The sequence below is a fragment of the Rhizobium sp. BK491 genome (genome assembly GCF_014194925.1).
Classification (GTDB): domain Bacteria; phylum Pseudomonadota; class Alphaproteobacteria; order Rhizobiales; family Rhizobiaceae; genus Rhizobium.
Genome location: NZ_JACIAR010000002.1, coordinates 601,551 through 626,883 on the forward strand (window position 1 = coordinate 601,551; position 25,333 = coordinate 626,883).

At 60.9% G+C, this 25,333-nt stretch carries 25 protein-coding genes; 14 read left to right on the forward strand and 11 right to left on the reverse strand.

Annotated elements, in window-relative coordinates; translation table 11 throughout:
- Positions 1–47: 47 nt before the first annotated feature.
- Complete coding sequence (locus FHX05_RS10790) at positions 48–1,628, forward strand: Ppx/GppA phosphatase family protein (protein WP_183871566.1); 1,581 nt, start codon at positions 48–50, stop codon at positions 1,626–1,628.
- Positions 1,625–2,362 (forward strand): RlmE family RNA methyltransferase, encoded by a 738-nt coding sequence (locus tag FHX05_RS10795; protein WP_183871568.1) that lies wholly within the window; start codon positions 1,625–1,627, stop codon positions 2,360–2,362. The genes FHX05_RS10790 and FHX05_RS10795 overlap by 4 nt, the downstream gene beginning before the upstream one ends.
- 80 nt (positions 2,363–2,442) lie before the next feature.
- On the opposite strand, the gene FHX05_RS10800 is transcribed toward FHX05_RS10795, so the two are convergent.
- The gene (locus FHX05_RS10800; protein ID WP_183871570.1) at positions 2,443–3,873 is read right to left on the reverse strand and encodes an MFS transporter; all 1,431 of its coding nucleotides are present in this window, start codon (positions 3,871–3,873) and stop codon (positions 2,443–2,445) included.
- 346 nt (positions 3,874–4,219) lie between these two features.
- On the opposite strand from FHX05_RS10800, the gene FHX05_RS10805 reads away from it, so the two are divergent.
- Entirely contained in the window at positions 4,220–5,092 is an 873-nt protein-coding gene (locus FHX05_RS10805) for an MBL fold metallo-hydrolase (protein ID WP_183871572.1), read from the forward strand.
- A 49-nt stretch (positions 5,093–5,141) separates the two neighbouring features.
- Here FHX05_RS10805 and plsY read toward each other — a convergent pair whose 3' ends face one another.
- The gene (gene plsY, locus FHX05_RS10810; RefSeq protein WP_112608243.1) at positions 5,142–5,822 is read right to left on the reverse strand and encodes a glycerol-3-phosphate 1-O-acyltransferase PlsY; all 681 of its coding nucleotides are present in this window, start codon (positions 5,820–5,822) and stop codon (positions 5,142–5,144) included.
- A gap of 15 nt (positions 5,823–5,837) precedes the next feature.
- Positions 5,838–6,209, reverse strand: a complete 372-nt coding sequence (locus FHX05_RS10815; RefSeq protein ID WP_183871575.1) for an NIPSNAP family protein — start codon at positions 6,207–6,209, stop codon at positions 5,838–5,840.
- Positions 6,210–6,577: 368 nt separating this feature from the next.
- Here FHX05_RS10815 and guaB point away from each other — a divergent pair, with 368 nt between their 5' ends.
- The 5 genes from guaB to FHX05_RS10840 all read left to right on the forward strand — a co-directional run bounded on the left by guaB (position 6,578) and on the right by FHX05_RS10840 (position 11,088).
- Positions 6,578–8,062 (forward strand): IMP dehydrogenase, encoded by a 1,485-nt coding sequence (guaB, locus tag FHX05_RS10820; RefSeq protein ID WP_183871577.1) that lies wholly within the window; start codon positions 6,578–6,580, stop codon positions 8,060–8,062.
- A gap of 3 nt (positions 8,063–8,065) precedes the next feature.
- Positions 8,066–8,656, forward strand: a complete 591-nt coding sequence (locus FHX05_RS10825; RefSeq protein WP_183871579.1) for a hypothetical protein — start codon at positions 8,066–8,068, stop codon at positions 8,654–8,656.
- A gap of 150 nt (positions 8,657–8,806) precedes the next feature.
- Positions 8,807–9,229, forward strand: coding sequence for an MAPEG family protein (locus FHX05_RS10830; protein ID WP_183871581.1), 423 nt, complete (start codon positions 8,807–8,809; stop codon positions 9,227–9,229).
- 146 nt (positions 9,230–9,375) lie between these two features.
- Positions 9,376–10,257 (forward strand): dienelactone hydrolase family protein, encoded by an 882-nt coding sequence (locus FHX05_RS10835; RefSeq protein WP_183871583.1) that lies wholly within the window; start codon positions 9,376–9,378, stop codon positions 10,255–10,257.
- Between the two features lie 198 nt (positions 10,258–10,455).
- Positions 10,456–11,088 carry a TetR/AcrR family transcriptional regulator gene (locus FHX05_RS10840; protein WP_183871585.1) on the forward strand — a complete coding sequence of 211 codons (633 nt, stop codon included), beginning with the start codon at positions 10,456–10,458 and terminating at the stop codon, positions 11,086–11,088.
- 37 nt (positions 11,089–11,125) lie between these two features.
- On the opposite strand, the gene FHX05_RS10845 is transcribed toward FHX05_RS10840, so the two are convergent.
- Positions 11,126–12,079, reverse strand: a complete 954-nt coding sequence (locus FHX05_RS10845) for a LysR substrate-binding domain-containing protein (RefSeq protein WP_015338895.1) — start codon at positions 12,077–12,079, stop codon at positions 11,126–11,128.
- Positions 12,080–12,279: 200 nt separating this feature from the next.
- Between FHX05_RS10845 and FHX05_RS10850 the strand changes: the two genes are divergently transcribed.
- From FHX05_RS10850 to FHX05_RS10860, 3 genes are all read left to right on the forward strand, one after another.
- Entirely contained in the window at positions 12,280–12,579 is a 300-nt protein-coding gene (locus FHX05_RS10850) for a DUF1127 domain-containing protein (RefSeq protein ID WP_183871587.1), read from the forward strand.
- Positions 12,580–12,771: 192 nt separating this feature from the next.
- Positions 12,772–13,350, forward strand: a complete 579-nt coding sequence (locus tag FHX05_RS10855) for a dienelactone hydrolase family protein (protein ID WP_183871589.1) — start codon at positions 12,772–12,774, stop codon at positions 13,348–13,350.
- Between the two features lie 149 nt (positions 13,351–13,499).
- Positions 13,500–15,098, forward strand: a complete 1,599-nt coding sequence (locus tag FHX05_RS10860; RefSeq protein WP_183871591.1) for an ABC-F family ATP-binding cassette domain-containing protein — start codon at positions 13,500–13,502, stop codon at positions 15,096–15,098.
- 8 nt (positions 15,099–15,106) lie between these two features.
- Here FHX05_RS10860 and FHX05_RS10865 read toward each other — a convergent pair whose 3' ends face one another.
- The 3 genes from FHX05_RS10865 to FHX05_RS10875 all read right to left on the reverse strand — a co-directional run bounded on the left by FHX05_RS10865 (position 15,107) and on the right by FHX05_RS10875 (position 18,484).
- Positions 15,107–15,985 (reverse strand): aldo/keto reductase family oxidoreductase, encoded by an 879-nt coding sequence (locus FHX05_RS10865; RefSeq protein WP_183871593.1) that lies wholly within the window; start codon positions 15,983–15,985, stop codon positions 15,107–15,109.
- A gap of 121 nt (positions 15,986–16,106) precedes the next feature.
- Complete coding sequence (locus FHX05_RS10870) at positions 16,107–16,976, reverse strand: DUF937 domain-containing protein (protein ID WP_183871595.1); 870 nt, start codon at positions 16,974–16,976, stop codon at positions 16,107–16,109.
- Positions 16,977–17,110: 134 nt separating this feature from the next.
- Complete coding sequence (locus FHX05_RS10875) at positions 17,111–18,484, reverse strand: glutamate--cysteine ligase (RefSeq protein WP_183871597.1); 1,374 nt, start codon at positions 18,482–18,484, stop codon at positions 17,111–17,113.
- 243 nt (positions 18,485–18,727) lie between these two features.
- On the opposite strand from FHX05_RS10875, the gene FHX05_RS10880 reads away from it, so the two are divergent.
- A complete protein-coding gene (locus tag FHX05_RS10880) occupies positions 18,728–19,342 on the forward strand; it encodes a LysE family translocator (protein ID WP_183871598.1) in 615 nt (204 codons plus the stop codon).
- Between the two features lie 4 nt (positions 19,343–19,346).
- On the opposite strand, the gene FHX05_RS10885 is transcribed toward FHX05_RS10880, so the two are convergent.
- The 3 genes from FHX05_RS10885 to FHX05_RS10895 all read right to left on the reverse strand — a co-directional run bounded on the left by FHX05_RS10885 (position 19,347) and on the right by FHX05_RS10895 (position 22,284).
- Positions 19,347–20,084, reverse strand: a complete 738-nt coding sequence (locus tag FHX05_RS10885) for a 16S rRNA (uracil(1498)-N(3))-methyltransferase (RefSeq protein WP_183871600.1) — start codon at positions 20,082–20,084, stop codon at positions 19,347–19,349.
- A gap of 70 nt (positions 20,085–20,154) precedes the next feature.
- Positions 20,155–21,690: an inorganic phosphate transporter gene (locus tag FHX05_RS10890; RefSeq protein ID WP_183871602.1), complete on the reverse strand. Its 1,536-nt coding sequence runs from the start codon at positions 21,688–21,690 to the stop codon at positions 20,155–20,157.
- A 96-nt stretch (positions 21,691–21,786) separates the two neighbouring features.
- Positions 21,787–22,284: an NUDIX hydrolase gene (locus FHX05_RS10895; RefSeq protein ID WP_183871604.1), complete on the reverse strand. Its 498-nt coding sequence runs from the start codon at positions 22,282–22,284 to the stop codon at positions 21,787–21,789.
- Between the two features lie 263 nt (positions 22,285–22,547).
- On the opposite strand from FHX05_RS10895, the gene FHX05_RS10900 reads away from it, so the two are divergent.
- Together FHX05_RS10900 and FHX05_RS10905 are read left to right on the forward strand one after the other, a co-directional pair.
- Positions 22,548–23,456, forward strand: a complete 909-nt coding sequence (locus FHX05_RS10900; RefSeq protein WP_183871606.1) for a LysR substrate-binding domain-containing protein — start codon at positions 22,548–22,550, stop codon at positions 23,454–23,456.
- Positions 23,457–23,583: 127 nt separating this feature from the next.
- Positions 23,584–24,747: an adenosylhomocysteinase gene (locus tag FHX05_RS10905; protein WP_183871608.1), complete on the forward strand. Its 1,164-nt coding sequence runs from the start codon at positions 23,584–23,586 to the stop codon at positions 24,745–24,747.
- Positions 24,748–24,750: 3 nt separating this feature from the next.
- Here FHX05_RS10905 and FHX05_RS10910 read toward each other — a convergent pair whose 3' ends face one another.
- On the reverse strand, positions 24,751–25,314 hold the full coding sequence (locus FHX05_RS10910; RefSeq protein ID WP_183871610.1) for an O-acetyl-ADP-ribose deacetylase: 564 nt from the start codon (positions 25,312–25,314) through the stop codon (positions 24,751–24,753).
- Between the last annotated feature and the right edge of the window lie 19 nt (positions 25,315–25,333).

Sequence of the window (25,333 nt, forward strand, 5' to 3'; positions counted from 1 at the left end):
CAGCAGCATACCCTCAGGGGCCTTGCGCGGCGCGGTGGAAAAGATACGTGAGTGACCCCGACAGCGGCCTAGCGCCGCAGGCAGACGGGGCGTCGGCAGCAGAGCGCAGGAAGGGTAAATCCTCCCGGCGCGCGAAGCGTAAGCGCGGTCACGGCCGTCCGAACGCTCATTCTGCGGAGGCCGCCCAGGCAGGCAAGTCCGGCCAGGTGGCGCAACGCCCAGCAGAGGATGAGGCCGGCTTACCGGCCAAAAAGCGCAAGCGCCGGCGCCGTGCACGCGCAGCCCAAGGTGGCCCGCAGCCTGCTTCCCAGACACAGCAGCTTTCGACACCGGCTGAGCATCGTGCCTCGCCGGATCATGGCCATCCGTCTTCGCATAAAAGCGGCAAGAACCGACGCAAGCATCGCAGCAAGCGTGGCCTGCAGGGCCGGCCTCTGGTGCATGAGAAAGTGGCGCAGATCGTCGCGCCTGCCAATGCGCCTTCGAACGCGCGTGCGCCAGTGGCCCATGACGAGCATCGCCAGATCAGGCAATCGCCGCCGCGCCGCGAAGGGCAGGGCCAACATCACCACTATGCCGACGCTGATTCCCGGCCACTCGACCTCTATGCGGCCCTCGACCTCGGCACCAACAATTGCCGCCTGCTGATCGCGCAGCCGACCCGCCCCGGCCAGTTCCGGGTGGTCGATGCCTTTTCGCGCATCGTGCGCCTCGGCGAAGGACTTGGAGCCAGCGGACGTCTGTCGAGCGATGCCATGGATCGGGCTGTGGAGGCGCTGCGCATCTGCGCGGCCAAGCTGAAGACACGCGAAATCCGGCGCATGCGGCTGATCGCGACCGAAGCCTGCCGCGCGGCGGACAACGGCGAAGCTTTCCTTGCGCGCGTGACCGAAGAAACAGGACTCCAGCTCGAAATCATTGATCGCGAGACCGAGGCACGGCTTGCCGTTTCCGGCTGCTCGTCGCTGGTGGGACCGGAGGCGCGCTCTGTCGTTCTGTTCGATATTGGCGGCGGCTCCTCCGAAATTGCCGTCATCCGTATCGGCGAGAATCGCTCCAGCCGGCTGGCCAATCACATCACCCATTGGACCTCGCTGCCCGTCGGTGTCGTCACGCTCTCCGAGCGGCATGGCGGTCGTGATGTAACGCCTGAACTGTTTGAGACGATGGTGTGCGAAGTCCAGCGCATGCTCGAGCGTTTCGATTGCCCGCCGGTGCATGGCGCAGCACGCGACAGCGGCGACTTCCACCTGATCGGAACTTCGGGCACTGTGACGACGCTTGCCGGCGTTCACCTCGATCTGCCGCGTTACGATCGGCGCAGGGTCGACGGCGTCTGGCTGTCGGATGACGAGGTGAGCGCGATGCAGGCCAAGCTCTTGTCTTGGGATTTTGCCGGCCGTGCCGCCAATCCCTGCATCGGACCGGATCGCGCCGATCTGGTGCTGGCGGGATGCGCCATTCTGGAGGCGATCCGCCGCCGCTGGCCGAGCCCGCGCATGCGCGTTGCCGATCGCGGCCTGCGCGAGGGATTGCTGACCGACATGATGGCAGACGATGGCGTTTGGCGGCGGGGCCGCTCGCGCCGGGGTCATCGACCGAGGGATATGAAGGGGCCGCAGACGTGACCAAGCCAACCATCGCCGGCAACCGCACGGGCCGCAAGCTCGGCCAGCGCGTCAAGAAAAAGAAGCTGAAGGCTTCGTCGCGCCAATGGCTGCAGCGCCATATCAACGATCCCTATGTGCAGCGCGCCCAGCTTGAAGGTTACCGCGCCCGCGCCGCGTTCAAGCTGCTGGAGATCGACGAGAAGCATCAGATCCTCAAGGGCGCGCGCCGCATCATCGATCTGGGTGCCGCTCCGGGCAGCTGGTCGCAGATCGCCGCCAAGGTGACCGATTCGACCGAGGAGGATATCCGCGTCGCCGCTATTGACTTCCTGGAAATGGCGCCGATCCCTGGCGTCAGCATCCTGCAGCTCGACTTTTTGGAGCCGGACGCGCCGCAGCGGCTGATCGATGCGGTCGGAGGTACGCCCGATCTGGTGCTGTCGGATATGGCCGCGCCGACGACCGGTCATCACCGGACCGATCACCTGCGCACGATGCATCTCTGCGAAGTGGCAGCGCATTTCGCCGTCGAGGTGCTGGCCGAAGGCGGGCATTTCCTCGCCAAGACCTTCCAGGGCGGCACGGAGCGAGACCTGCTGACCTTCCTCAAGCAGAATTTCCGTCAGGTCGTCCATGTAAAGCCCGGCGCATCCAGAGCCGAGTCGGTGGAAATGTTCCTGCTGGCTAAAGGCTTCAAGGGCCGGAAGCCGGAAGGCGAGACCGAAGAAGAGCAATCCGCCTCCGACCGCTAAATCCGGCGACCCTCAATCGCTAAACTGACGAAACCCTCATTGCGCTGCCGTTTGGCTGAAGCGGAATGAGGGCTGGACCATCACTTTGCGGCCGTCTGCTCCACCTGCGGCTGTACCGCTGCGACACGCTTGAGGCCAGCCTTGTGGCCGGAAACCATGGCGCCGGCGCTGCGATCCATGCGGATGAAGGGGATGGTGGCGACCACGGTCAGGATCGAAATGCAGAAGAATGCGATATGGAAATCGCGAACCTGCAGCTGCGTGCCGCTGAAGAAGGTCGAGGCTTCCAGGATCATGGCGGCGACGGCAACGCCGAGCGCCAGGCTGATCTGCTGCATGACCGAGCTCATCGATGTCGCCTGGCTTGCCTGCTTGTCGGTGATATCGGCAAAGGCGAGCGCATTGATGCCGGTGAAGAAGAACGAGCGCGAGAAGCCGCCGATCAGCAGGATGCCGACGATGATGAGATGCGGCGTCCACGGCTGGAAAAGGCCGGTGCAGATCGTCGTGACTGTCGTGACGGCAGCAGCCGAAAGCAGCGCCGTCTTGAAGCCGACGGCGGTGAAGACGCGGCGCGCGATGAACTTGGTAGAGATCGCACCGATCGCGCCGGCAAAGGTGATGAGGCCGGACTGGAACGGATTAAGGCCGAAGCCGAGCTGCAGCATCAGCGGGGTTAAGAACGGCATGGCGCCGATGCAGATGCGGAACAGCGTGCCGCCCGTCACCGAGGCGCGGAAGGTGGCGTTCTTCAGCAGCGTGAGATCGAGGATCGGCGCCGGGTGTCGGCGCGCATGGCCGATATAGAGGAAGCTGCAGACGAAGCCGATGACGACGGCCGAGATGCCGATATAGGGCGGCAGCGCCGGCAGGCTGATGACGGACATGCCGAAAACGACCCCGGAGGCGGCAAAGGACGTCAGCAGGAAGCCGATGACATCGAGCTTCGGTGGCTTGGTCGCTTCCACCTCAGGCAGGAAGATTGACGCCAAGATCACGCCGAGGATGCCGACGGGAACGTTGATCAGGAAGATCCAGTGCCAGGAAGCATAGGTGGTGATGAAACCGCCGAGCGGCGGGCCGGCAAGCGGGCCGACGAGCGCCGGGATGGAAAGCAGCGCCATGGCCGAAACCAGGTCGCTTTTCTGCGTGGTGCGCACCAGCACAAGGCGCCCGACCGGAGTCATCATCGAGCCGCCAACGCCCTGCAGGAAGCGGGCGAAGACGAATTCCAGCAGGCCGCCCGAAAAGGCGCACATGATGGAACCGATGACGAAGACGCAGATGGCAACACGGAAGATGTTCTTCGCGCCGAAGCGATCCGCCATCCAGCCGCTGATCGGGATGAAGACGGCCAGCGACACCATGTAGGAGGTCAGGGCCAGCTTGAGCGTGATCGGGCCGACATGGAGATCGTTGGCGATGGCCGGCAGCGCTGTCGCGATGACGGTGGAATCCATTTGTTCCATGAAGAGAGCGACGGCGAGGATCAATGGAACGATGCGATTCATAGGCATCTGCCTCGATAGGTCTGTCTGCGGTAAGGCTATCGCTATTGGCGCGATCAGCCGCTCTGTAGTCCTATGCGAGGCCGCTGCCAATCCCGGATCTTACTCCATGAATGCTTGGGGATCACGTCTTCGTGATGGCCGCTGTCGCTGGCGCGGAACACAGGGTTTGACATATGCTAAGAGCATGTAAATGCCAAACGCATAAAACATCGTTCGGTGTATTAGCGGATTCGGATCGTCTTGTCATGACCAATTTTCGGTCAAGCAGCATGTGTTCCAGGGCCGTTGCTGCCGACGACGCCGATAGGCGCAGCTTACGTTGCGCATCAGCACAAGGAGTAAGTTCATGACTGCCGTCCTGCCCCCGGATACGCATCAGTTCAAATTAGGATCCTGCACCGTAACCGTCGTCAAGGACGGCGCCAGCATCATGGATAATCCCTGGGAGACCTTTGGCTCGAACCAGGCCCCCGATACGGTTCGCAAATTGCTGGAGCAGAATTTCCTGCCGACGGAAAAGCTCGTGAACAGCTATGCGCCCGCCATCATCGATACCGGTTCCGATGTGATCGTCGTCGATACCGGCTTTGGTGCACCCGGACGCGCGCGTGGCCTCGGCCGTTTTCGCGAGGGGCTGAAGGCCGTCGGCTACACGCCCGAGCAGGTCACCGTCGTCGCGCTCACGCATCTGCATGGCGATCATATCAACGGACTGATGGAGGAGGGCGGCCCGGCCTTTCCGAACGCTCGCTACGTTACCGGCGAGATCGAGTATGGGTTCTGGACCGATAAGGCGCGTGAGGGAACGCCGTCGGAAGGCGGCCACAAGGCTGTGCTCGCCAATGTCGTGCCCTTCGCCGAGAAGATGGCCTTCCTCAGGGATGGCGACCAGATCGTCAGCGGCATGACCGCCATGCTGGCGCCGGGCCACACCCCCGGCCATCTCGTTTTCCACCTGGAATCCGGTGGTAGGCAGCTTGTTATGACCGGCGACACCGCCAACCATTATGTCCTGTCGCTCGGCCGCCCGGATTGGGAGGTCCGCTTCGATGTGGACAAGGCGCAGGCCGCGAAAACCCGCCGCCGTATCTTCGACATGATCGCCGCCGACCGCATCCCCTTCCTCGGCTTCCACATGCCTTTCCCCGCTGTCGGCTTCGTCGAGAAACAACCGGAAGGCTTCCGCTACATTCCGAAAAGCTACCAGTTCGATGTTTGAGCCAATCGAGGCAGCATGGGATCGCATATGCCGAATGTGCGATCCCGTTTCAATTCGGGACCACGGCACTTCGCCCGAGACGAGGTTCCGTTCCTGCCAGCAGACGCTGAATGTTCGTACGATGGCGCACAATCACGTAAAGGCTGCCAGCAATCACCAGCAGCCGATAGGGCAATGGCTGCTCCAGGCCGCAGGCAAGGGCAATCGCGGTCAGTGCTGCCAGGATCGAACCCAAGGAAACAATCCGAAATATAGCCAGGACGACGCCAAAAACCGTTACCGCGCCCAAGCCTACCGGCCAAGCTATCGCCAGCAGCAAGCCTAATCCGGTCGCGACGGACTTACCGCCCCGAAAATTCAGCCAAATGGGGCGGCTATGCCCGAGCAGCACGGCTAGCCCGGCCAAGCAAACCGCCGAGGGCATCCAGGCTTGTTGATTGCGTGGATCAAGTGCCGTGGACAACGAGGCAGTTGGCAGCGTGCAGAGCCAAGGATAGAACCAACGGGCAAAGATGATCGCTCCAGCACCCTTCAGTACATCGATCACAAGCACCGCAAGAGCAGGCCACTTCCCGAGCGTACGCAATACATTTGTTGCTCCGGTGGACTTGGAACCGTGTTCCCGAAGATCGATGCCCTTGAGCAGTTTTCCCGCCAGATAGCCCGTGGGAATGGAGCCTACGAGATAAGCGATCGCCAATCCAGCGACACTTGCTATCCAGAAACTCATGAGTGCCACCTCTGTCTAAGTCGTTGCCCGTAGCATCGGCCGCAAAAAAGTTCGCTCGTAGCTGATGAATGGCGGGTTCTTACCGAAGCGTTCGTTTGCGGCAATTCCGTCCGGATCGGCTGCAACACGCTCGCGGTATTGCAGGTAGGTTATCTCATCTGGAAATGTGAATAGTGCGACCGCTATACCGCCGGGGCCTTCTTCACCCATGCCCGGAAAGCTCACTCCGGCCTCTGCGGGCTTGTCCCGGGGTAGGAAATAGCCGTGATGTGTTCCGCCATGGCGTTCGATGAGCTCAATCCAAATCCGACTGTAAGCTTCGAATTCCGAAATTCTGTGGTGATCGATGCGGTAGCGAACTTCGCATGTAACCGGGCTTTTGAGCATTGAAAGATCATTTCTTTAGGTTACAAGCAGGCATCAGGATTCCTGCGTCCAATCGACCGTGATACCTTATGTCATGGCGCACTCTTCCGGAATAGACCGCTCGCAATTGCTGCTCTTGCCGAAAGCGGCCGACGATTACGAGGGCTTTCGCATGTGTTTAACAACCCCCGCATGGAAATCCCTGAACACTGCAGCCGGATCCCGCATTGAAGTCGCGGCTTAGCATAGCTGCCCATCGCTTTTTGCTATTCCCTTCCTGTCATAGACGTGTTACCAGCCCTCGCCAACTTCCAAGCAACACTTGCAAGATCGCCCGGTAGACGATTCGTTCCGGGCTTTCCTGTTTTTCACAGACGAAGGAATTGGCCATGGCACGCATCATTGAAACGTCAACCGGATTGGATGCTCTGACATTCGACGACGTGCTCCTGCAGCCGGGACACTCCGAGGTCATGCCGGGCCAGACGAATATTGCCACCCGCATCGCCCAGGACATCGAGCTCAACCTGCCGATCCTTTCCGCCGCCATGGATACGGTCACGGAAAGCCGCCTTGCGATCGCCATGGCTCAGGCCGGCGGCATGGGTGTTATCCACCGCAATCTGACACCGGTGCAGCAGGCCGAAGAGGTCCGCCAGGTCAAGAAGTTCGAAAGCGGCATGGTCGTCAATCCGGTCACCATCGGTCCGGACGCAACGCTCGCCGAAGCGCTCAGCCTGATGAAGGCGCATGGCATTTCCGGCATTCCGGTCGTCGAAAAGTCGCATCGCCTCGTCGGTATCCTTACCAACCGCGACGTCCGCTTCGCCTCCGATCCCCAGCAGAAGATCTACGAGCTGATGACCCGCGAGAATCTCGTGACGGTCAAGGACGGTGTTCAGCAGCATGAAGCCAAGCGCCTGCTGCACACGCACCGCATCGAAAAGCTACTTGTCGTCGATGGCGACAGCCGTCTCGTCGGCCTGATCACCGTCAAGGATATCGAGAAGTCGCAGCTGAACCCGCATGCTTCGAAGGACGCCCAGGGCCGCCTTCGTGCCGCAGCCGCCATCAGCGTCGGCGACGATGGTTATGAGCGCGCCGAGCGCCTGATTGACGCCGGCGTCGACCTTCTGGTCGTCGATACCGCCCACGGTCACTCGCAGCGCGTTCTCGATGCCGTCACCCGCGTCAAGAAGCTGTCCAACTCCGTCCGCATCATGGCCGGCAACGTCGCTACCTATGATGGCACGCGCGCGCTGATCGATGCAGGCGCGGACGCCGTCAAGGTCGGTATCGGCCCCGGCTCCATCTGCACGACCCGTATCGTCGCCGGCGTCGGCGTTCCGCAGCTGGCCGCCATCATGTCGGCTGTGCAGGCAGCGCAGGATCAGAACATCCCGATTATCGCCGATGGCGGTATCAAGTTCTCCGGTGACCTGGCAAAGGCGATCGCCGCCGGCGCATCCGCCGCCATGATCGGTTCGCTGCTGGCCGGCACGGATGAAAGCCCGGGCGAGGTCTATCTCTACCAGGGTCGCTCCTTCAAGGCCTATCGCGGCATGGGCTCTGTCGGCGCCATGGCGCGCGGTTCGGCGGATCGCTACTTCCAGGCCGAGGTCCGCGACACGCTGAAGCTTGTGCCGGAAGGCATCGAAGGCCAGGTTCCCTACAAGGGGCCTGTCTCCGGCGTGCTGCATCAGCTCGCAGGCGGCCTCAAGGCAGCCATGGGCTATGTCGGCGGCGCCGATCTCAGGGATTTCCAGGAGCGCGCCACCTTCGTGCGCATCTCCGGCGCGGGCCTGCGCGAAAGCCACGCCCACGATGTCACGATCACCCGCGAAAGCCCGAACTATCCGGGTGCAGGCGGCTGATTGATGGCTGATCGCGCTTCTGGCAACGTCAGGTCCCTCGAGGGCCTGACGGCGATCCTCGCAGCGCTTTCGCTGGCACTGTTCGCCTGGATTTATGCCGGTTTCATGCGCACCTTTAGCAATGCCGCAGCCGGCCAGCAGATGCTCGATGCACGCATCGGCGGCTATGAGCGCGAAGACGTCATCGCCATGCTGCGCTATCTCAAGGATCACCCCGATCCGGCCGCGATCCTGCATTCGATGTATCTCGGGCCTGAGCTGATCTTCCCGCTGGTGCTGGGCGGATTGTTGTTCTGCCTGATGCGGCTCGTCGGCCCCGGCGGCTTTTTCTTCGGCCGGCCGATTCCACCTGGCGCGACCGCAGTCATCTTCTGCCTGCCGATCTTCTACGCGCTTGTCGATTATGCCGAGAATATTGCCGGCCTGATGCTCTATCCGCCGGCAACGCCCTCCGATGCCATGGTATCGCTGCTGGCGGGCCTACTGCCCATCATCGTCAGGCTGAAATTCCTGACGCTTGTGGTGACGGTGATTCTACTGGCCCGTTTTGCGATTTTTCGCTACCTCTCGCCGGACGGCTCTAAACCGTCCTGATCGACTATAGCGCCGCGCGTCATACGTGACGCGCAAAGGTCGCTATAGCATTTTAGATCTACTGTATAGCTTTGTCCTTAAGTCGATTCCGATTTAAGGACAAAGCTATACAGTGGTTCAGTTTTCGGAAGTTCCAAAGGAGTTGGCGGCGTGACTGGCTTTGAAATGTTCTGGCCCATGATGGCGCATGCGGTACTGGTCTTCGTCCTTTATGCGCTCCTCGGATGGCGCCGCCGCGTGCTGGTGAAGGCCGGCCGCATCCAGCCAGCGCAATTCCGCGAAAACCATACAGCCGACGAACCGGCGGAAAGCCTGGTGGTGCGAAACAGCCTCGCCAATCAGTTCGAGCTTCCCTTGCTTTTCCATGTCGGCTGTATCGTCCTCTATACCGCTCAAGCGGATAATCTGCCGGCCGTAATCCTTGCCTGGATCTTCGTCGCCACGCGCTACGCGCATGCCTTCGTGCATGTGACCAGCAACGATCTGCGCTATCGCAGCCCGCTCTTTACGCTCGGCTTCGCAGCCCTGGTCTGCATGTGGGGCTGGCTTGGTATCTGGCTCGCCTTCTCCTGAGGCTGCCCGCATTGCCGCAAGCCGCAACCTGCGGTAACGCGTTTGTGTTTTTCCTTTACCATTGCGCCGAGACCCGCTGACCTATCTTGTCAGCGAATGGTGGGCTGCTTGTTGCCTGCCGCCGGGGAAATAGGGAGAACAGGATCATGAGCACGGAAAAGCCGGTCGTGACGCAGGCGATGATCAACGCCTATGACGAATACACGCATCTGACGCTCGATCGTCGGGGCTTTATGGAAAAGCTGACCAAGCTTGCAGGCTCGGCAGGCGCCGCCGCTGCCATCGCGCCGCTGCTCGCCGCCAACAAGGCCAGCGCCGAGATCATTGCCGCCGATGACAGCAGGCTGGACGCAAAGGATGTCACGTTCGCCGGCAGCAAAGGCGAGATGAAGGGCTATCTCGTCCGCCCGAAAGATGCAGCCAGCAAGCTCGGCGGCGTCATCGTCATCCACGAGAATCGCGGCCTCAATCCGCATATCCGCGATGTCGCCCGCCGCATGGCGCTGGAAGGCTTCGTGGTGCTGGCGCCCGATTTCCTCTCCCCGCTCGGCGGCACGCCCGAGGACGAGGACAAGGCGCGCGACATGTTCACCAATCTCGATCCGGCATTGACGGCCGCTAACGCCGAGGCGAGCCTGACCTATCTCGCCAAGACGGATGGCGCCAACGGCAAGGTCGGCGCCGTCGGCTTCTGCTGGGGCGGCGGCCTCGTCAACCGTTTCGCGACCATCTCGCCGGAGCTGAAGGCGGGCGTTGCCTATTATGGCGCGCAGCCGCCGGCGGACGACGTGCCTGACATCAAGGCTGCCCTCTTGTTGCACTATGCCGGGTTGGACGATCGCATCAACGCCGGCATCGAGGCCTATCGCAAGGAGCTGCAGTCAGCCGGCAAGACCTTCGAGATTTTCGTCTATGAAGGCGTCAATCATGCCTTCAACAACGATACCTCAGCAGCCCGATACGACAAGAAAGCTGCTGACCTGGCCTGGGGCAGAACCGTCGATTTCCTGAGGAAGTACCTGTCCTAGAACGACGCGGATTGAGCATGCGGGCTCACCGATTACCGGGGCCGAAACCATGTCTTGGCCCCGATTCCGGAGTTCATTCTGACTCCTAAGTGATGATTAAAATTGGACTTTTCCCGTTTACGCGCATTGAACCCCTCAGGTGTCATAGCGTCGGCCGCGCTTGAGCGTCGTTCAGTGCGAGAATGAAACGGGAAGAGAATGAATCCGGATAATCCCGACCGTATAAACTTTCGAAAGAGGCCGCAGCAGGAGCGCAGCATCCAGCGTGTCGATGTCATCCTGTCGGTTGCGGCCGCGCTGATCGCCGAGAAGGGGGTGAGCGCGACGAAGATGACCGAACTGGCTACGGTTGCCGCAATCCCGATCGGCTCCGTCTATCAGTATTTCCCGGACAAGGCGGCGATCGTCCGTGCCTTGCTCGAACGCCATTCCAGCCGAATCCGGCAAAAGGTCGGAGAGGCTTTTGCTTTCGTGGCATCGCTCGATCATGCCATCGAGCTCGTCTGCAGCATGATCGACTGGTATTATCGCGAGTTCCGCAGCGATCCCGCCTATATCGGCGTCTGGCTCGGCACGGATATCGACAGGGATATCCTCCAGCTCAACATACAGCACAGCAATCGTGTCGCCGAAATTTTTCTGGAGAGCATCCGGCCTTTCCTGCCTGCGGAAAGTCGCATCGACCTTGAGGCACGCACGCAGCTGTTCAGCCATCTGATCGGCGCATCCATCCGCTTCGCCATCGTAAGCGAGGACGAGATGGCGCTACGTATGCTGTATGAATTGAAGCAGGTGATCCGCGTTACCTTGCTGGCAGAGCCGGCGCAGTAACGATTCCCGAAGGCGATTGGCTGGTGTTTTCTCGGGCTCACCAGCCCGGCAGAATGTGCCCGGCGCGCAGTCGGGGATAGAAGCGCGTATAGGTTTTCACCTCGCCATCGAGATCGTCATCCACCGCGGCCGGCGTGATGTTGTCCAGGCAGGCCGAGATATGCGCGGTGATGGCGTTCATCAGCGATACCGACAGGCCGGCCCGTTTCATGATGCCGATCTGCACCGGCGGCAGCGGTGGGAAGCCATCGGCCTGGGTCAGCACCTTCATGCCGGTCCTGAGCGCCGATTCCGGCATGACCGAAACCGCCATGCCGGCGAGCACGGCCGCGGCAACGACGGTGCAGGACCAGCTGGTGAACAGGATCTGATAGTCGCGGCCGCCGGCGTCGAGCGCCGAGCAGGCAAGCTGGCGCCACTGACAGTCGCGCCGCCCGACGGCGAGCGGAATGGGCGCATCGTCGCGCAGCGGATGATTGGCCGAGCCGACCCAGCAAAGTGGTTCCGTTCGCACGACATCCGACATGCGTTCACGCGGATTGTGGGTGACGAGCGCTATATCGAGCTCGCCGCGATGCATGCGCTCGGCGAGATCGACCGAGGGTTCGCAGACGATGTAGAGCTCGACATTCGGGTGCGTCTTGGCAAAACGGCCTATGATTTCGGGCATGTAGCGGTCGGCATAATCGTCCGGCGTGCCGATGCGCAGCGTGCCCTCGAGCCGATTGTCGTCGAAAGCCGCCATCGCCTCGTTGTTCAGGCGAATGATGCGGCGCGCATAGTTCAGCAGCTTGTCGCCTTCCGCCGTCAGGCGATTGCCGCGGCCATCCTTGATAAAGAGTTGCTTGCCGACGCGCTCTTCCAGCCGCCGCATCTGCATGGAGACGGCCGATTGCGTCTTGAACACGCGGTCGGCTGCCTTGGTGAAGCTTCCGGAATCCACGATTGCGATGAAGGTCTGCAACTGATCGATATCAAGCGGCGCGGACATGGGTTCACCTATAAAGGAGTTTGATAGTTATCATTAGAAACATTCGTTGGACTGATCAATAGGGCTTTGGCATCTTCTGAATGCAATTCAGCATACCAATCGAACAGAAACACCTGTCGAATTCCTCCCGGCCTACGCCCCTTTTCCGGATCATCGGAAAGGGGCTTGGCTCGCGTGTGCCCAAAGAAAGGAACACGGAAATGCGCACGACAGATCGGACCCTTGACCTCGGCCTAGCAACGCCATCGCTGTCGCTGACGGCACGCGTGGGGCTTGCTTTGAGCAATGTCGCATCGATCTGGCGCGCAATCCGAAATCGTAAGGAAATCGAATATCTGAATGAGTTGAACGACACTCAGTTGAGCGACATCGGCCTCGCCAGGCAGGATTTGAACGCCGCGCTGACCACCTCGACCTTCTTCGGGGATCCGTCCGGCCATCTCACCAATTCCGCGCGTCGCTGCGCGCGCCTCTCCGCCTTCAGCAGCTTTAGAGGCTGATGGTGGACGATAGTTTCCCCGCAGGGTGATAGCCAATAAGCCCTGCCTCTTTCCCGGTGTTCGGCCCAAGGGCCAACACCGGGTTTTTTCTTTCTGAAGACCGGGTTTTCGTCATGGATCACGCGCGGGCAAGTTGCCTCCTACAGCAACTGTCTTATCTAACGACCTGATCCGAACAGCAGGGAAGCGATGATGGCAACGGTGATCTTCTTCCACTCCGTCTATGGTCTGCGGTCGCTCGAGCATGAGGCGGTCGAGCGTGTGCAGGCGGCCGGGCACAAGGCCTTCGCGCCGGATCTCTATGATGGGCTGATCGCCCGATCGATCGAAGAAGGGTTCGAATTCAAGGACGAGATCGGCTGGGAAACGATCTGCGAGCGCGCCGAATGGGCGTTGGCCGGGCTGCCGGCCTCGACCGTATTGGCCGGCTTTTCAATGGGGGCTGGCGTTATCTCCAGCCTCTGGCCCAAGCGGGAAAAGACGGCCGGCATCCTTTTGCTGCATGGCGTCGCCCCGATCGCCGAGAACGCGCGCAAGGGTCTGCCCTTGCAGCTGCATCTGGCCGAACCGGACCCGTTCGAACCAGAGGAAGACGTTGCCGCCTGGCGGCAGGCCGTCGAGCGCTCCGGAACCGCTGCAGAGATTTTTCGATATCCGGGCGGCGGCCATCTCTATACCGATGCCAGCCTACCCGATTATAACGCCAGGGCTGCCGATCTCACCTGGAAGCGTGTCATAGACTTCCTTGGCGCCATCGATGCCAATGCGTGAAATGCCTGCATCTTTACTCGCAGGACTTGAACTGAAGATGCCGCTCGCCTAGTTTATGAGCATCGTTGATACCAACAGGATGTGTGCAGCAATGGATTTCACCTCGACCGCAATGCCGTTCAGCCTTGCCATCGAGGACATTCATGCTCATGCCCATATCCATCGTTCTATCCAATCTTTCGTGGTCCACGCCTGACGGCCGGCCGCTTCTTTCCAATCTCGATCTGAGCTTCGGCGCCGAGCGCACCGGCCTTGTCGGCCGCAACGGCGTCGGCAAAACGACGCTGATCAAGCTCATCTCCGGCGAGCTGCAGCCGCAATCCGGCAGCATCTCGTTCAACGGCCGATTGGGAATCCTGCGCCAGAGCGTGCAGGTGGAGGCGGACGAAACCGTTGCCGATCTTTTTGGCGCAAGCAAAGCCCTTGCCGTGTTGAAACGGGCGGAAGCCGGCGAGGCGACCAATGACGAACTCGTCTTGGCCGACTGGACGCTCGAGGCGCGCATCGCCGCAGCCCTTGATCGTGTCGGGCTTGACGTCACTCCGGAAACGCCTCTCGTGGCCCTGTCCGGCGGACAGCGCACGCGCTGCGGCCTGGCTGCCCTTATCGTCGACGATCCGGATTTCCTCATTCTCGACGAACCCACCAACAATCTCGATCGTGACGGTCGCGCCGCTGTCATCCATCTGCTTGCGGGCTGGAGGGCAGGCGCCATTGTCATCAGCCATGACCGTGAGCTGCTCGATACCATGGATGCGATCGTCGAACTGACATCGCTCGGCGCCTCACGCTATGGCGGCAACTGGAGCCAATATCGCGAACGTAAGGCGCTGGAGCTTTCCGCCGCCGAGCATGATTTCGCCGAGGCGGAGAAGCGTATCGCCGAAGTGGAGAGAAGCGCCCAGGCAGCCGTCGAGCGGCAAGCGAGGCGGGACAAAGCCGGCCGAAAGATGGCGGCAAAGGGCGGTATTCCGCGCATCATGCTCGGCGGTTTGAAGGAGCGGGCCGAAATGACGAGCGCAGAAAAGACGCGGCTTGCCGAACGCCGCCGCTCCCAAGCCCTGCAGGATGCCGCCGCCGCCCGCGAAAAGATCGAGATCCTGCAGCCCCTGGCCGTCAAGCTGCCGACATCGGGATTGCCGGCAAACAGGATCGTCCTCAGGATGGAAGGCGTCACCGCTGGCTACGAGCCAGAACGGCCGATCCTGCGCGACTTCAATTTCATCATGACGGGGCCGGAGCGTGTTGCCGTCACCGGGCCGAACGGCTCAGGCAAAACGACACTGCTGGCATTGGTCTCCGGCGCGCTAAAACCCGGTAGCGGCACGGTGCGGGTCGTCCATTCCGCCCTGCTAGATCAGCGAGTGAGCCTGCTTGATCCATCCCTTTCGATTCGCGATAATTTCCGGCGGATCAACCCGGATGCGGACGAAAATGCCTGCCGAGCCGCCCTGGCGCGCTTCATGTTTCGGGCTGATGCCGCGCTGCAGATTGTCTCCAGCCTGAGCGGCGGCCAGCTTCTGCGGGCCGGACTTGCTTGTGTACTTGGCGGCGCGATGGCGCCTTCGTTGCTGATCCTCGATGAACCGACCAATCATCTGGATATCGACTCCATCGCCGCGGTTGAAGCCGGGCTGCGGGCCTATGACGGCGCGCTTCTGGTTGTCAGCCACGACGAGGTGTTTCTCAACAATATCGGCATAGAGAGACGGCTCGAGCTCTCTGCCCGAGCCTTCTCGGATCGGTGAGAGGTGCGTCAAGCGTGGTCGGCACCGGCGATGCGATCGAGTTCGGCGATCGCATCTTCCGGAAGCTTCAGCTCGGCGGCCGCGATATTCTGCCTGAGGTGAGCAAGCGACGAGGTGCCTGGGATGAGCAGGATATTCGGCGCGCGCTGCAGCAGCCAGGCAAGCGCCACCTGCATTGGCGTGGCGTTCAGGCGCGCGGCCACATCGGAAAGCGCCGATGATTGCAGCGGTGTGAACCCACCGAGCGGGAAGAAGGGCACATAGGCGATGCCGTCGCGTTCCAGTTCATCGACCAGTGCATCATCCGTGCGCTGCGCCAGATTGTAGAGGTTCTGCACGCAGACGATCTCGGTGATCTTGCGCCCCTCGGCGATCTGGTTGCGCGTGACGTTGCTAAGCCCGATGTGACGCACCAGACCCTGCCGCTTGAACTCCGCAAGGGCGGTCAGCGGTGCCTCGATCGAACCCTCGGTCGGGTGATGTGGATTGATCATGACGCGAAGGTTGACGACATCGAGCACGTCGAGCTGCAGATTGCGCAGATTGTCGTGCACCGCCTGCTTCAGCTCATCGGCGGAAAAGGCCGGCAGCCAGGAGGCATCAGCGCCGCGCCGCGCGCCGATTTTGGTGACGATGACGAGATCGTCGCGATAGGGATGGAGCGCTTCCCGGATCAGCTGGTTGGTCACATGCGGACCGTAGAAGTCGCTGGTATCGATATGGTTGACGCCCAAGGCGATGGCCTCGCGGAGGACTGCGAGCGCGGTGTCATGGTCCTTCGGCGGGCCGAATACTCCGGGGCCTGCTAGCTGCATGGCGCCGTAGCCGAGCCGTTTGACCTTGCTGTCCCCAAGGCTAAAGCTGCCGGATTGATCGATGCTGGACATGCTATCTCCTTTTCAAGATGAAATAAGAAATAGGCTCAGTCTTAGTGTGTGATAATCGGGCGCAATCCGCACGGCCCGTGCGGAATAGCGAACAATGGAACGGAATACGATCAGCCGAATGTCACTTCTGTTCTGGGGCTGGCTTGTCCTCGGTCTTCAAATAGCTGTCGAAGATCGCTTCCATGTTCTTTTGATAATTCTTCTGCACTTCGAGGCCGCTGTCGAACATGGCGTTGAACATCTCGGTATAAGCGGCCATGTCGATGCCGGCGGCAGGCTTTGCCTTCGGCTCTTCCTTTGGCGGCTCCGATGGCATCGGGAAGTTCTTCATCATGTCCTGAAACGCCTTGGCGAAGGGATTGTCGAGGAAAGGATTGGTCGGCGCCGGCTTCTCGCGCTTGACGGCATCGGCGCCGAACATCAGCTCCATCGCCTGGGTGAAGGGATTGTCGAAGATGCTTGCCTGCGGCGTCGGCTGCTGTTTGGGCGCAAAGCCGATGCTCTGCAGCCAGCCCTGCATCATTTCGCCCATATCGGTGTTGAGAAAGGGATTGGTCATTTGCGGGATTTGGCCGCTTGTTTCCTTGAAGAGGCCGCCCATCAGCGTATCGGCCATGGCGGGCAGCATGCGCTTGTAGATTTCCTGCCCGATGCCGGTCATCTGCGCTGCCTGCGCCGCAACCGCACGGGAAACGTCTTTGGAACCAAACAACCGTCCGAGCACCGCATTGCCGTCGGCAATGCCCTCGGGCGTAAAGGCCTTGGTCATGTCCTCGAAATATTTAGCATAGGAGCCCGAGCTGATGTCCTGCATCACGCCCATGAAATTATAGGGATCGGTGGCGCTGCGCTTGAAGCCGGAGGAAAAGGCAGGCATCAGCGCGGCCATCGCTTTCGCCGCCTGCTCCTGCGCAAGACTGAACTGCTTGGCCATGGCCTCCGTGGCGGCGCCATTCTGTGCCTGCATCATCATGTCGAAGAGTGGCAGCATCGAAGTCCCTTTCCCCGCTATGAGGCCGCTTCGGAATCAGGCGGCGCTTGATTCCGATAGTATAGCGGAAAAAAGAGAGCGCATACCGGTTTCTGCCGTGAACTCGCTAGGCCGCGACGGCAGATAACCGCCTATCAGTATTGATATTCCTCGAAGATCGGTTCGACAGACTGGTTCCAGCGGCCATTGTAGAGCATCAGCAGATCGTCAGCGAGCGTACCCTTCTTGGCAAGCACCTCGTCGAGCGGCGAAAGGAAGACGGTTTCGTCCTGGCCGTCGCCATTCAAGCGATTCCGGTTCTTCAGGCCTAGGCGCGAAATGCCGACCACTTCGCGTGCAATATCAAGTAGACCGTGGCCCTTGATGGAAGCCTTCAAGCCCTGCGCCGGCACCACATCACGCAGTGCGTTGACCTCTTGGAAGTTCCAGTCCTTGGTCAGCTCGTCGGCCGCCGTTAACGCCTCATCGTCATAGAGCAGGCCGACCCAGAAGGCCGGCAACGCACAGATGCGGCGCCACGGGCCACCATCTGCGCCGCGCATTTCGAGGAAGCGCTTGAGGCGAACATCCGGGAAGAGGGTGGAGAGATGGTTCGTCCAATCGCCCATCGTCGGTTGCCAATCGGCGATTTCGCCCTTCAGCGCTCCATCCATGAACTGACGGAAAGTGACATGCGTACAGTCGTGATAACGGCCGTCGCGAACGACGAAATACATGGGAACGTCGAGCGCCCACTTCACATAGTCTTCGAAGCCGAAATCGTCGCGGAACGTGAAATCGAGCAGGCCGCCGCGGCGGTTGTCGGTATCTTTCCAGATTTCGCCGCGCCAGGAAGAAAGCCCGTTCGGCTTGCCCTCGGTGAAGGGAGAGGAGGCAAAGAGCGCCGTTGCCAGCGACTGCAGTTTCATCGACACGCGCATCTTGCGGCGCATATCCGCTTCCGAGGAAAAGTCGAGATTCACCTGGATGGTGCAGGTGCGATACATCATATCGAGACCCATGGTGCCGACCTTCGGCATGTAGCGGGTCATGATGTCGTAGCGCGATTTCGGCATGCGCGGGGTTTCGGCAAGGGTCCACTTCGGGCTGCCGCCGACACCGAGGAAACGGATGCCCATCGGTTCGGCGATCTCGCGCACCGTCGCCAGATGATTGTTGGATTCCTTGCAGGTCTGATGGATAGTTTCGAGCGGCGCGCCGGAAAGCTCGAACTGACCGCCCGGCTCGATCGAGATCGCGCCCATGCCTGTGGGTTCGCCGAGCCCGATGATGTTGTCGCCGTCCATGATCGGATCCCAGCCGCTCTTCTTCTGCAGTCCTGTGAGGAGCGCGGAAATGCTGGCTTCGCCGAAATAGGGGACCGGGCTGTTGTCGGCGCGGAAAAACACGAATTTCTCGTGCTCGGTGCCAATGCGGAATTTCTCCTTCGGCTTGTTGCCGGCGGCCAGATAGGCCGTCATTTCCGAGACCGAGGAGAGCGGAGTCTGGTCGGTGGTATCGCGCGCCATGGTATTACCTTAGATCTCGGAGCAGAGCCCGCGTCAGTCGCAGGTCAATTGGAGGGTGATTGACGCGGATTGACGTACGGTGCAAGTGAATTTCTTTCAAGGGTCGTTCAAAAAAATAGGATTTTATGTCTCGCTAGTGCATCACGCCAGTGGCAGGCACAAGCATATTTGCACAAGCGTTCAAGACGCCTCTCTGTTCACGCCGCTAGTTTTGCGTCCACTGACATCAAGCGGAGCACATTGATGAACGGTCCGAACGCCCTTTACTATTCCATACTGACACTGCTGCTTGCTTCGGTGGTCATCATGGGCAGCCCAGGCCCGTCCACGATCAGCGCGACAGCGATGGGCGCCGCCTATGGTTTCAGGCGGTCGCTCGCTTACGTTTCTGGTCTCATCGCAGGCACCGTAGCGGTCTTGCTGGCCGTCGCCGCCGGCGTCGTTGCGATTCTGCTGTCCGTGCCCCACGGCGCATTGCTGCTGACGGTGGTTTCCGCCGTCTATATCCTCTACCTTGCCTTCAAGATCGCAACGGCGCCGCCGCTGTCTCGCCGCGACGATCACGTTGCGGCGCCTGCCTTTTCTGGTGGTTTCCTGCTCGCCGTCGCCAATCCCAAGGCCTATCTGGCGATCGCTGCCGTCTTCGCCACTGTCAGCCTGTTTCAGGATCGGCGGCTGCTCGACGCCACCGTCAAGATCGCGCTGCTCACGGCCATGATCGTGGCCATTCACATGGTCTGGCTGCTTGTGGGTGCTTCGCTATCCCGTTTCCTCCGAGATCCGAAGATCTCGCGGATCGTCAACATCTCGCTCGCAATCCTGCTGGTCGTTGCGACCATCGTTGCCGTCTTGGAGTAAAGGGTCAGTTCCAGTCGCCGATCGCGGCCTGGATTATCGCCATCGCGGCAACGGCGGCCGTATCTGCACGCAGGATGCGCGGCCCGAGCGGAATGGCGGTGACGAAATCGAGGCTGCGCAGGAGGGCACGCTCCTCTTCCGAAAAGCCGCCTTCGGGGCCGACCAGCAGCGCCAGATGTTTCTCCTTCACTTTGGTCAGCAGCGGCAGCGGATTTTGTCCGGCATCGCCTTCGTCGCAATAGATGATACGGCGCTCGCGCGGCCAGCTTGCCAGCAGATCGGTAAGCTTAACCGGCTCGGCGACGTCGGGAATGCCAAGAATGCCGCATTGCTCGGCAGCCTCGATGACGTTGGCCCTGACCTTGTCGAGATTGGTGATCTTCCCTTGCACATGCTGTGTCATGACCGGCTGCAGCAGGCCGGCACCCATCTCCACGGCCTTCTGAACGAGGTAGTCGAGGCGCCCAACCTTCAGCGGCGCGAAGAGATAATGCAGATCGGACGGGGTTGGCTGCGGGCGTGTCTCCTCGATCGGCGTCAGCAGGATGCGCTTGCGGGTGGGGAAGGAGACACTAACTTTCCACTCTCCGTCGCGGCCGTTGAAGATCAGGAGTTCGGCGCCATCCTCCAAGCGCAGCACATTGGCGAGATAGTTGAACTGGTCATGGTCCGCCTCGATGGAGGCACCTGCCTTGATGTCTGATGTCACGAACAGCCGCTGCATGCGGAAATTGGCGCGCATGGATGATTCCCGGAATTGCTTAGAACAATGAGATAGGGCGGTTCGAAGACCCGGTGGGAACCGAACCGCTCTAAATGAAGAGCGCGACCATAACCCAATAAACGACGGCGGCAAGCAGGGCTGCGACCGGCACGGTGATCGCCCAGGCGGCGATGATGGTCATGAAATGCGAGCGGCGCACGAGCCGGCGGCGATGAACCTCATCGGGATTGCGCTCATCGGTGGCTTCCGGCTCGCTCCAGGGTATGCCCGCCGCCTCGGCCTTTTTGCGCATATAGTCAAATCGCCGCTTGGAACGGACGGTTGACCACTCGCGAAAGAAGCCGACGCCAAAGACTGCGCCAACGGTAATGTGGGTCGAACTCACCGGGAAACCGAACCAGGCGGCCACGATGACGGTGAGGGCCGCGGATACGGCGACGCAATAGGCACGCATCGGATTGAGTTTGGTGATCTGCTCGCCGAGAAGACGAATAAGCCGCGGGCCGTAAAGCAGAACGCCGACGGAGATGCCGCAGCCGCCGATCATGACCACCCAGAAGGGAGCCTTTTGGGTCGTCGTTTCAGCGAAGACATTCAGCGAGCCGCCAAGTCCGATATCGCGGACAATCGCGGCCAGTGGCCCGATCGCGTTGGCGACGTCGTTGGCGCCATGCGCGAAGGACATCAGGGCTGCCGAACAGATCAGCGGCAGGCGGAAAAGCTTGCGCAGCGAGCTATTCTTGTTTTCGAGCCCGACCGATTGCGCCGTTACCAGCGGTCGCGCCCCGAGCCCGACAATAATGCCGACCGCGAGGCCGATCGTCAGATTGAGGATACTGGGTATCGCGCCTTTGGGTTCGAGCTGGACCACGAGATAGCCTGAGAAGGCACCGGCCATCAGCCCGATCAGGATGGGAATCCAGTATCTGGCGGCGGCGATCTTGTCGTCGCGATAGATGATGCAGGTCTCGATGAAATAGAGGATGCCGGCGGCGATGGCACCGCCGAGAAAGGGCGTTACAACCCAGCCTGCGGAAATGGCCGCCAGCGTGTTCCAGTTCACGAGCTCGGGGCCGACAGCGGCTGCACCTGCGCCGACAACGGCGCCGACGATCGTATGCGTGGTCGAAACGGGCGCTTTCAGCCAGGTGGCGAAATTGATCCATAGGGCTGCGGCGAGAAGTGCCGCCATCATCAGCCAGGCAAGCTTGCCGACACTGATGATGCGGTTGGTGTCGACGATATGGGTCGAGATCGTGTTGATGACCGGGCCGCCGGCGATCGTCGCGCCGAGAATCTCGAAGATCGCCGCCATGACGAGCGCCTGCGTCATGGTGATCGCGCGCGCACCGACGGCGGCGCCGACATTGTTTGCGACGTCCTTCGCGCCGATGTTCATGGCCATGTAGCCGGCAAGCGCCACCGCGGCAAAGATCAGTGTGGCCCCCGGTTGGTCGAGCACGTAGATACCGGCAAAGACCATGGCGAGGCCGAGAAAGATCAGGCCTATGCCCGGCGCCACCAGGCGCCTCGTGACGTGATAGGTCGCGTCCTCGACATAGGTGAATTTGTCGAGGTCCTTGTCGAGCGTCCTTTTTGCAGGCGTGGCCGGTCGGTCGGGCATTCAATTCCCTGGATCAAAACTCTCGTATTGCGCTGACCGATGAGGCGCGCAATATCTCCCGGGCACACTGGCACAGTTTTTTGTGACGAATGTGGCTTATTTCGCCTGGATCGCAGCGGAAGCTGCCGTCATCCGCTCGGCGAAGGCAAGAATGAGATCGTGCAGCTCCGGTTCGCGAACACGTTCGGCGGCTTCCTCGAAGGAGACCCACTCCATGGAGCGCTCGCCCTTTTCCTTGAAGTTCTTGACGAGTTCGCTGACTTCGAGGGCATAGACCTGCACCCGGCACGGCACCTGAATGCCGTCCTTCAGCAGCTTGTCGTAGCCGAACGAGCCGAGCGGCTCGGTTTCCACCACACCGCGCGCACCTGCCTCTTCATAGGCCTCACGGGCGGCGACCTCGTGGGAGAGCTTGCCCGGCATCGGCCATCCCTTGGGGATGACCCAACGACCGGTGTCGCGGCTGGTCAGCAACAGCATCTCAAATTGACCTGTCTTCTTCTTCACCCGATAGCAGAGCGCAGCATATTGCTGTCGCGGCGGACGCCGAAACATGAGTTGCACATCGTTTGCTATACGGCTGAGAAAGGCCAATTGTCGGTTCACCTTTAGGAGTTGGAGTGACGGCTTGATTCTATATTATCACTTTGGGGAAAAATTTTGCGTTCCACGGAACGCTATATGGTATTTCCCCACATATTTATTGAGTGCTGCGTAGATAAAAATACAAAGATTTGCCTTCTGATATTCGCCAACGCTTATGCTGAAAGCGACATTCCACAGCGTTTCCGTGCCGCAGATGGCGCAATTGCTTGGATGTGGCTGCTATCGTTTTGGAAAGAGAGAAAAAATTTATTATGTCCGGACGCATCCCGCCTCGACGCTTGCCGCCTTTGAACGCGCTGCGTGCCTTCGATGCGGTGGCGCGCTGCGGCAGCATTCTGAAGGCGGCTGATGAGCTTGGCGTCGTGCGCGGGGCTATCAGGCAGCAGCTGACCCTGCTGGAGGCACATTTTGGCGTACCCCTGTTCGACCGGGAGAATGGCCGGCTGGTGCTGACAGCGAAGGGCCGGGCATTCGCCGATTCCGTTGGCGTCGCCTTTGGCATCCTGACGCGGGCCTCCGCCGAACTTTCCGTTGGCCAACGGCGGTCGCTCCGGCTCGGCGTTCCCTCGGCCTTTGCCGTCTGGTGGCTGATGCCGCGTCTCGCGGCGCTTCAGGCGGCACTTCAGGATATCGATATCGACATCGTGCCGATGGCTACGGTCGAGCCGCTTGCCAAGCGCGCCGACCTGGAAGCGGTCATCATGGGCGGCGAATACCGGCCGATGCGCGATATCACGGCCATTCGTTTCATGGAGGATGAGTTCGGTCCCGTCACAACGCCAGATGTCGCCGATCGCCTCGGGCTTGCGAGTGGGGTTTCGGCACTTGCCGGAGCCGTCGGCCTTACCAGCCGTTCCGCCCCGAGCCTGTGGGAGGACTGGTTTGCCGAAAGCGGTCGCGCGCCCACCCCCTTTGCCGTCGATCGCGAATTCGAGGATCTGCTGCTTGCGATCGGCGCCGCCCGCTCGGGCCTCGGGGTCGCCATCGCCCCGCGCACCGCCATTGGCGAGGATATCGATCGCGGTACTCTGGTCGCCCCCTTCGGCTTCATCCGTAGGCCGGCGGGCTACAGCCTCAGCATTCGCAGCGGCGACGTGAAGGACCCGGCACTGGTACGATTGGCGGATTGGCTAAGCGAGACAGGGGCCGAACCGGCTTAGCAAAACATCAAAACGAAGCGCATCGACATGGCAGATTTTCTGCCATACAGCGCATTGCAATGTCCATCGACACCTCCTTTGCGATCATGCCAGATCGCGGCATCGAACCAACCGGCGGGAGCGCATCATGGATCAGTCTTCTTCTCTTTCGCGTATCGACTGGGTGGCGCGCAGCTGCCGTCTGCTGGCGGCCACAGCAGCGGAATTTCGTAACACAAAACCCTTTGCCGGCTTCACCATCGGCACCGGCATTCACCTCGAGCCGAAGACGGTTGCGCTGCTGATGACGCTGCATGCCGGCGGCGCCGATCTCGTCTGCACCGGCAATCTCAACAGCACCCAGCCGGAAACGGTGGACTATCTGCGCGCTCAGGGCATCAAGGTCTTTGCGACGCAGACCCGCGACGCAGAGGAGCATGGTGCAAGCCTCGATGCGATCCTGGCGGAAAAGCCTGACCTGCTGCTCGACAATGGCGGCGATCTCTTCGCCCGCGCGGCGGACAGGCCCCATGCCAACCTGCTTGGCGGTACCGAGGAAACCACATCCGGCCGCACCCGCCTGATGTCGATGCGCGACAAGCTCAACATGCCGATCCTCGTCATCAACGACAGCCCGATCAAGCAATTCGCCGAAAACCGCCATGCTGTCGGGCAAAGCATGTTCGAGAGCTATCTGCGCTTCACCAACCGCTCCACCAATGGCAAACATGTGACCGTCTTCGGCTACGGCGCCTGTGGCAAGGGCACGGCCGCATGCTTCCGCAACGCATTCTCCGCCGTCAGCGTCGTCGATATCGATCCGGTCACGACGCTTGAGGCGCATCTCGATGGCTTCACAACGCCGCTACGCGAGGCGGCGATCCGCTCCGCCGATATTCTGATCACTGTGACGGGCTATCCGGGCATCATCACGGTTGCCGATCTGCCCTTGATCAAGGACGGGGCGATCCTGATGAATGGCGGCCACTTTCCGCATGAGATCGATATCGAAGGCTTCCGTAGCAGTCCCGATGTTGTCGGCGTCGATGGTTACGAAGCTGAGCAGATCGAGACTGTTCGCATGCGAGACGGCCGAGCCTTCCACATTCTCGGCGGCGGCCACATGGCCAATCTGGCCGGTCCGCGTCCGCTGGGGAACATCGTCGAATCCATGGATCTCGGCTTCGCGCTGCAGGCGCGATGCCTGGAGCGGGTCGCCAAGGGCGGCCTCGGCAAGGAGGCCTGCGTCATCCCCGTTCCCACGGATATAGATGCCCTGGTCGCCTCCGCCTATCTCGATCTGGCGCGATAGGCATCAGGCTCCGGACAGCGCCTGCGGCAGCAATCTTTCGTAGAGTGCCGCCATCTCATCGCCGAAGCAGCAGAAGATGATTTCATCGAAGGCACCATCCTTGCTTTCGGCAAGGGTGGTGCGGATCGCAATCCTAGCCGCCTGCTCGGCGGGAAAGCGATAAACGCCGGTGGAGATGGCCGGGAAGGCGATGGTCTTCAGACCGTTTTGCCAGGCAAGGTTGAGGCTGTTGCGATAACAGCCGGCAAGCAGCTCATCTTCGCCACGGTTTCCGCCATTCCAGACGGCGCCGACCGTATGAATCACATGTTTTGCCGGCAGGCGGTATCCGCCTGTTATCTTTGCCTGCCCTGTCTTGCAGCCGTTCAGCGTCCGGCATTCCGCGAGGAGATCCGGCCCGGCGGCGCGATGGATCGCCCCGTCAACGCCACCGCCCCCGAGCAGGCTGCTATTGGCCGCATTGACGATGGCATCGACCGAAAGCCTGGTAATATCGCCAAGCATAACGGTGAGGCGCGTCTTCGAGTTGAGATCAAGATCGGAACGGATGCTCTCGGGCGCGGCCATGACGGTCTCCTCGATCCTC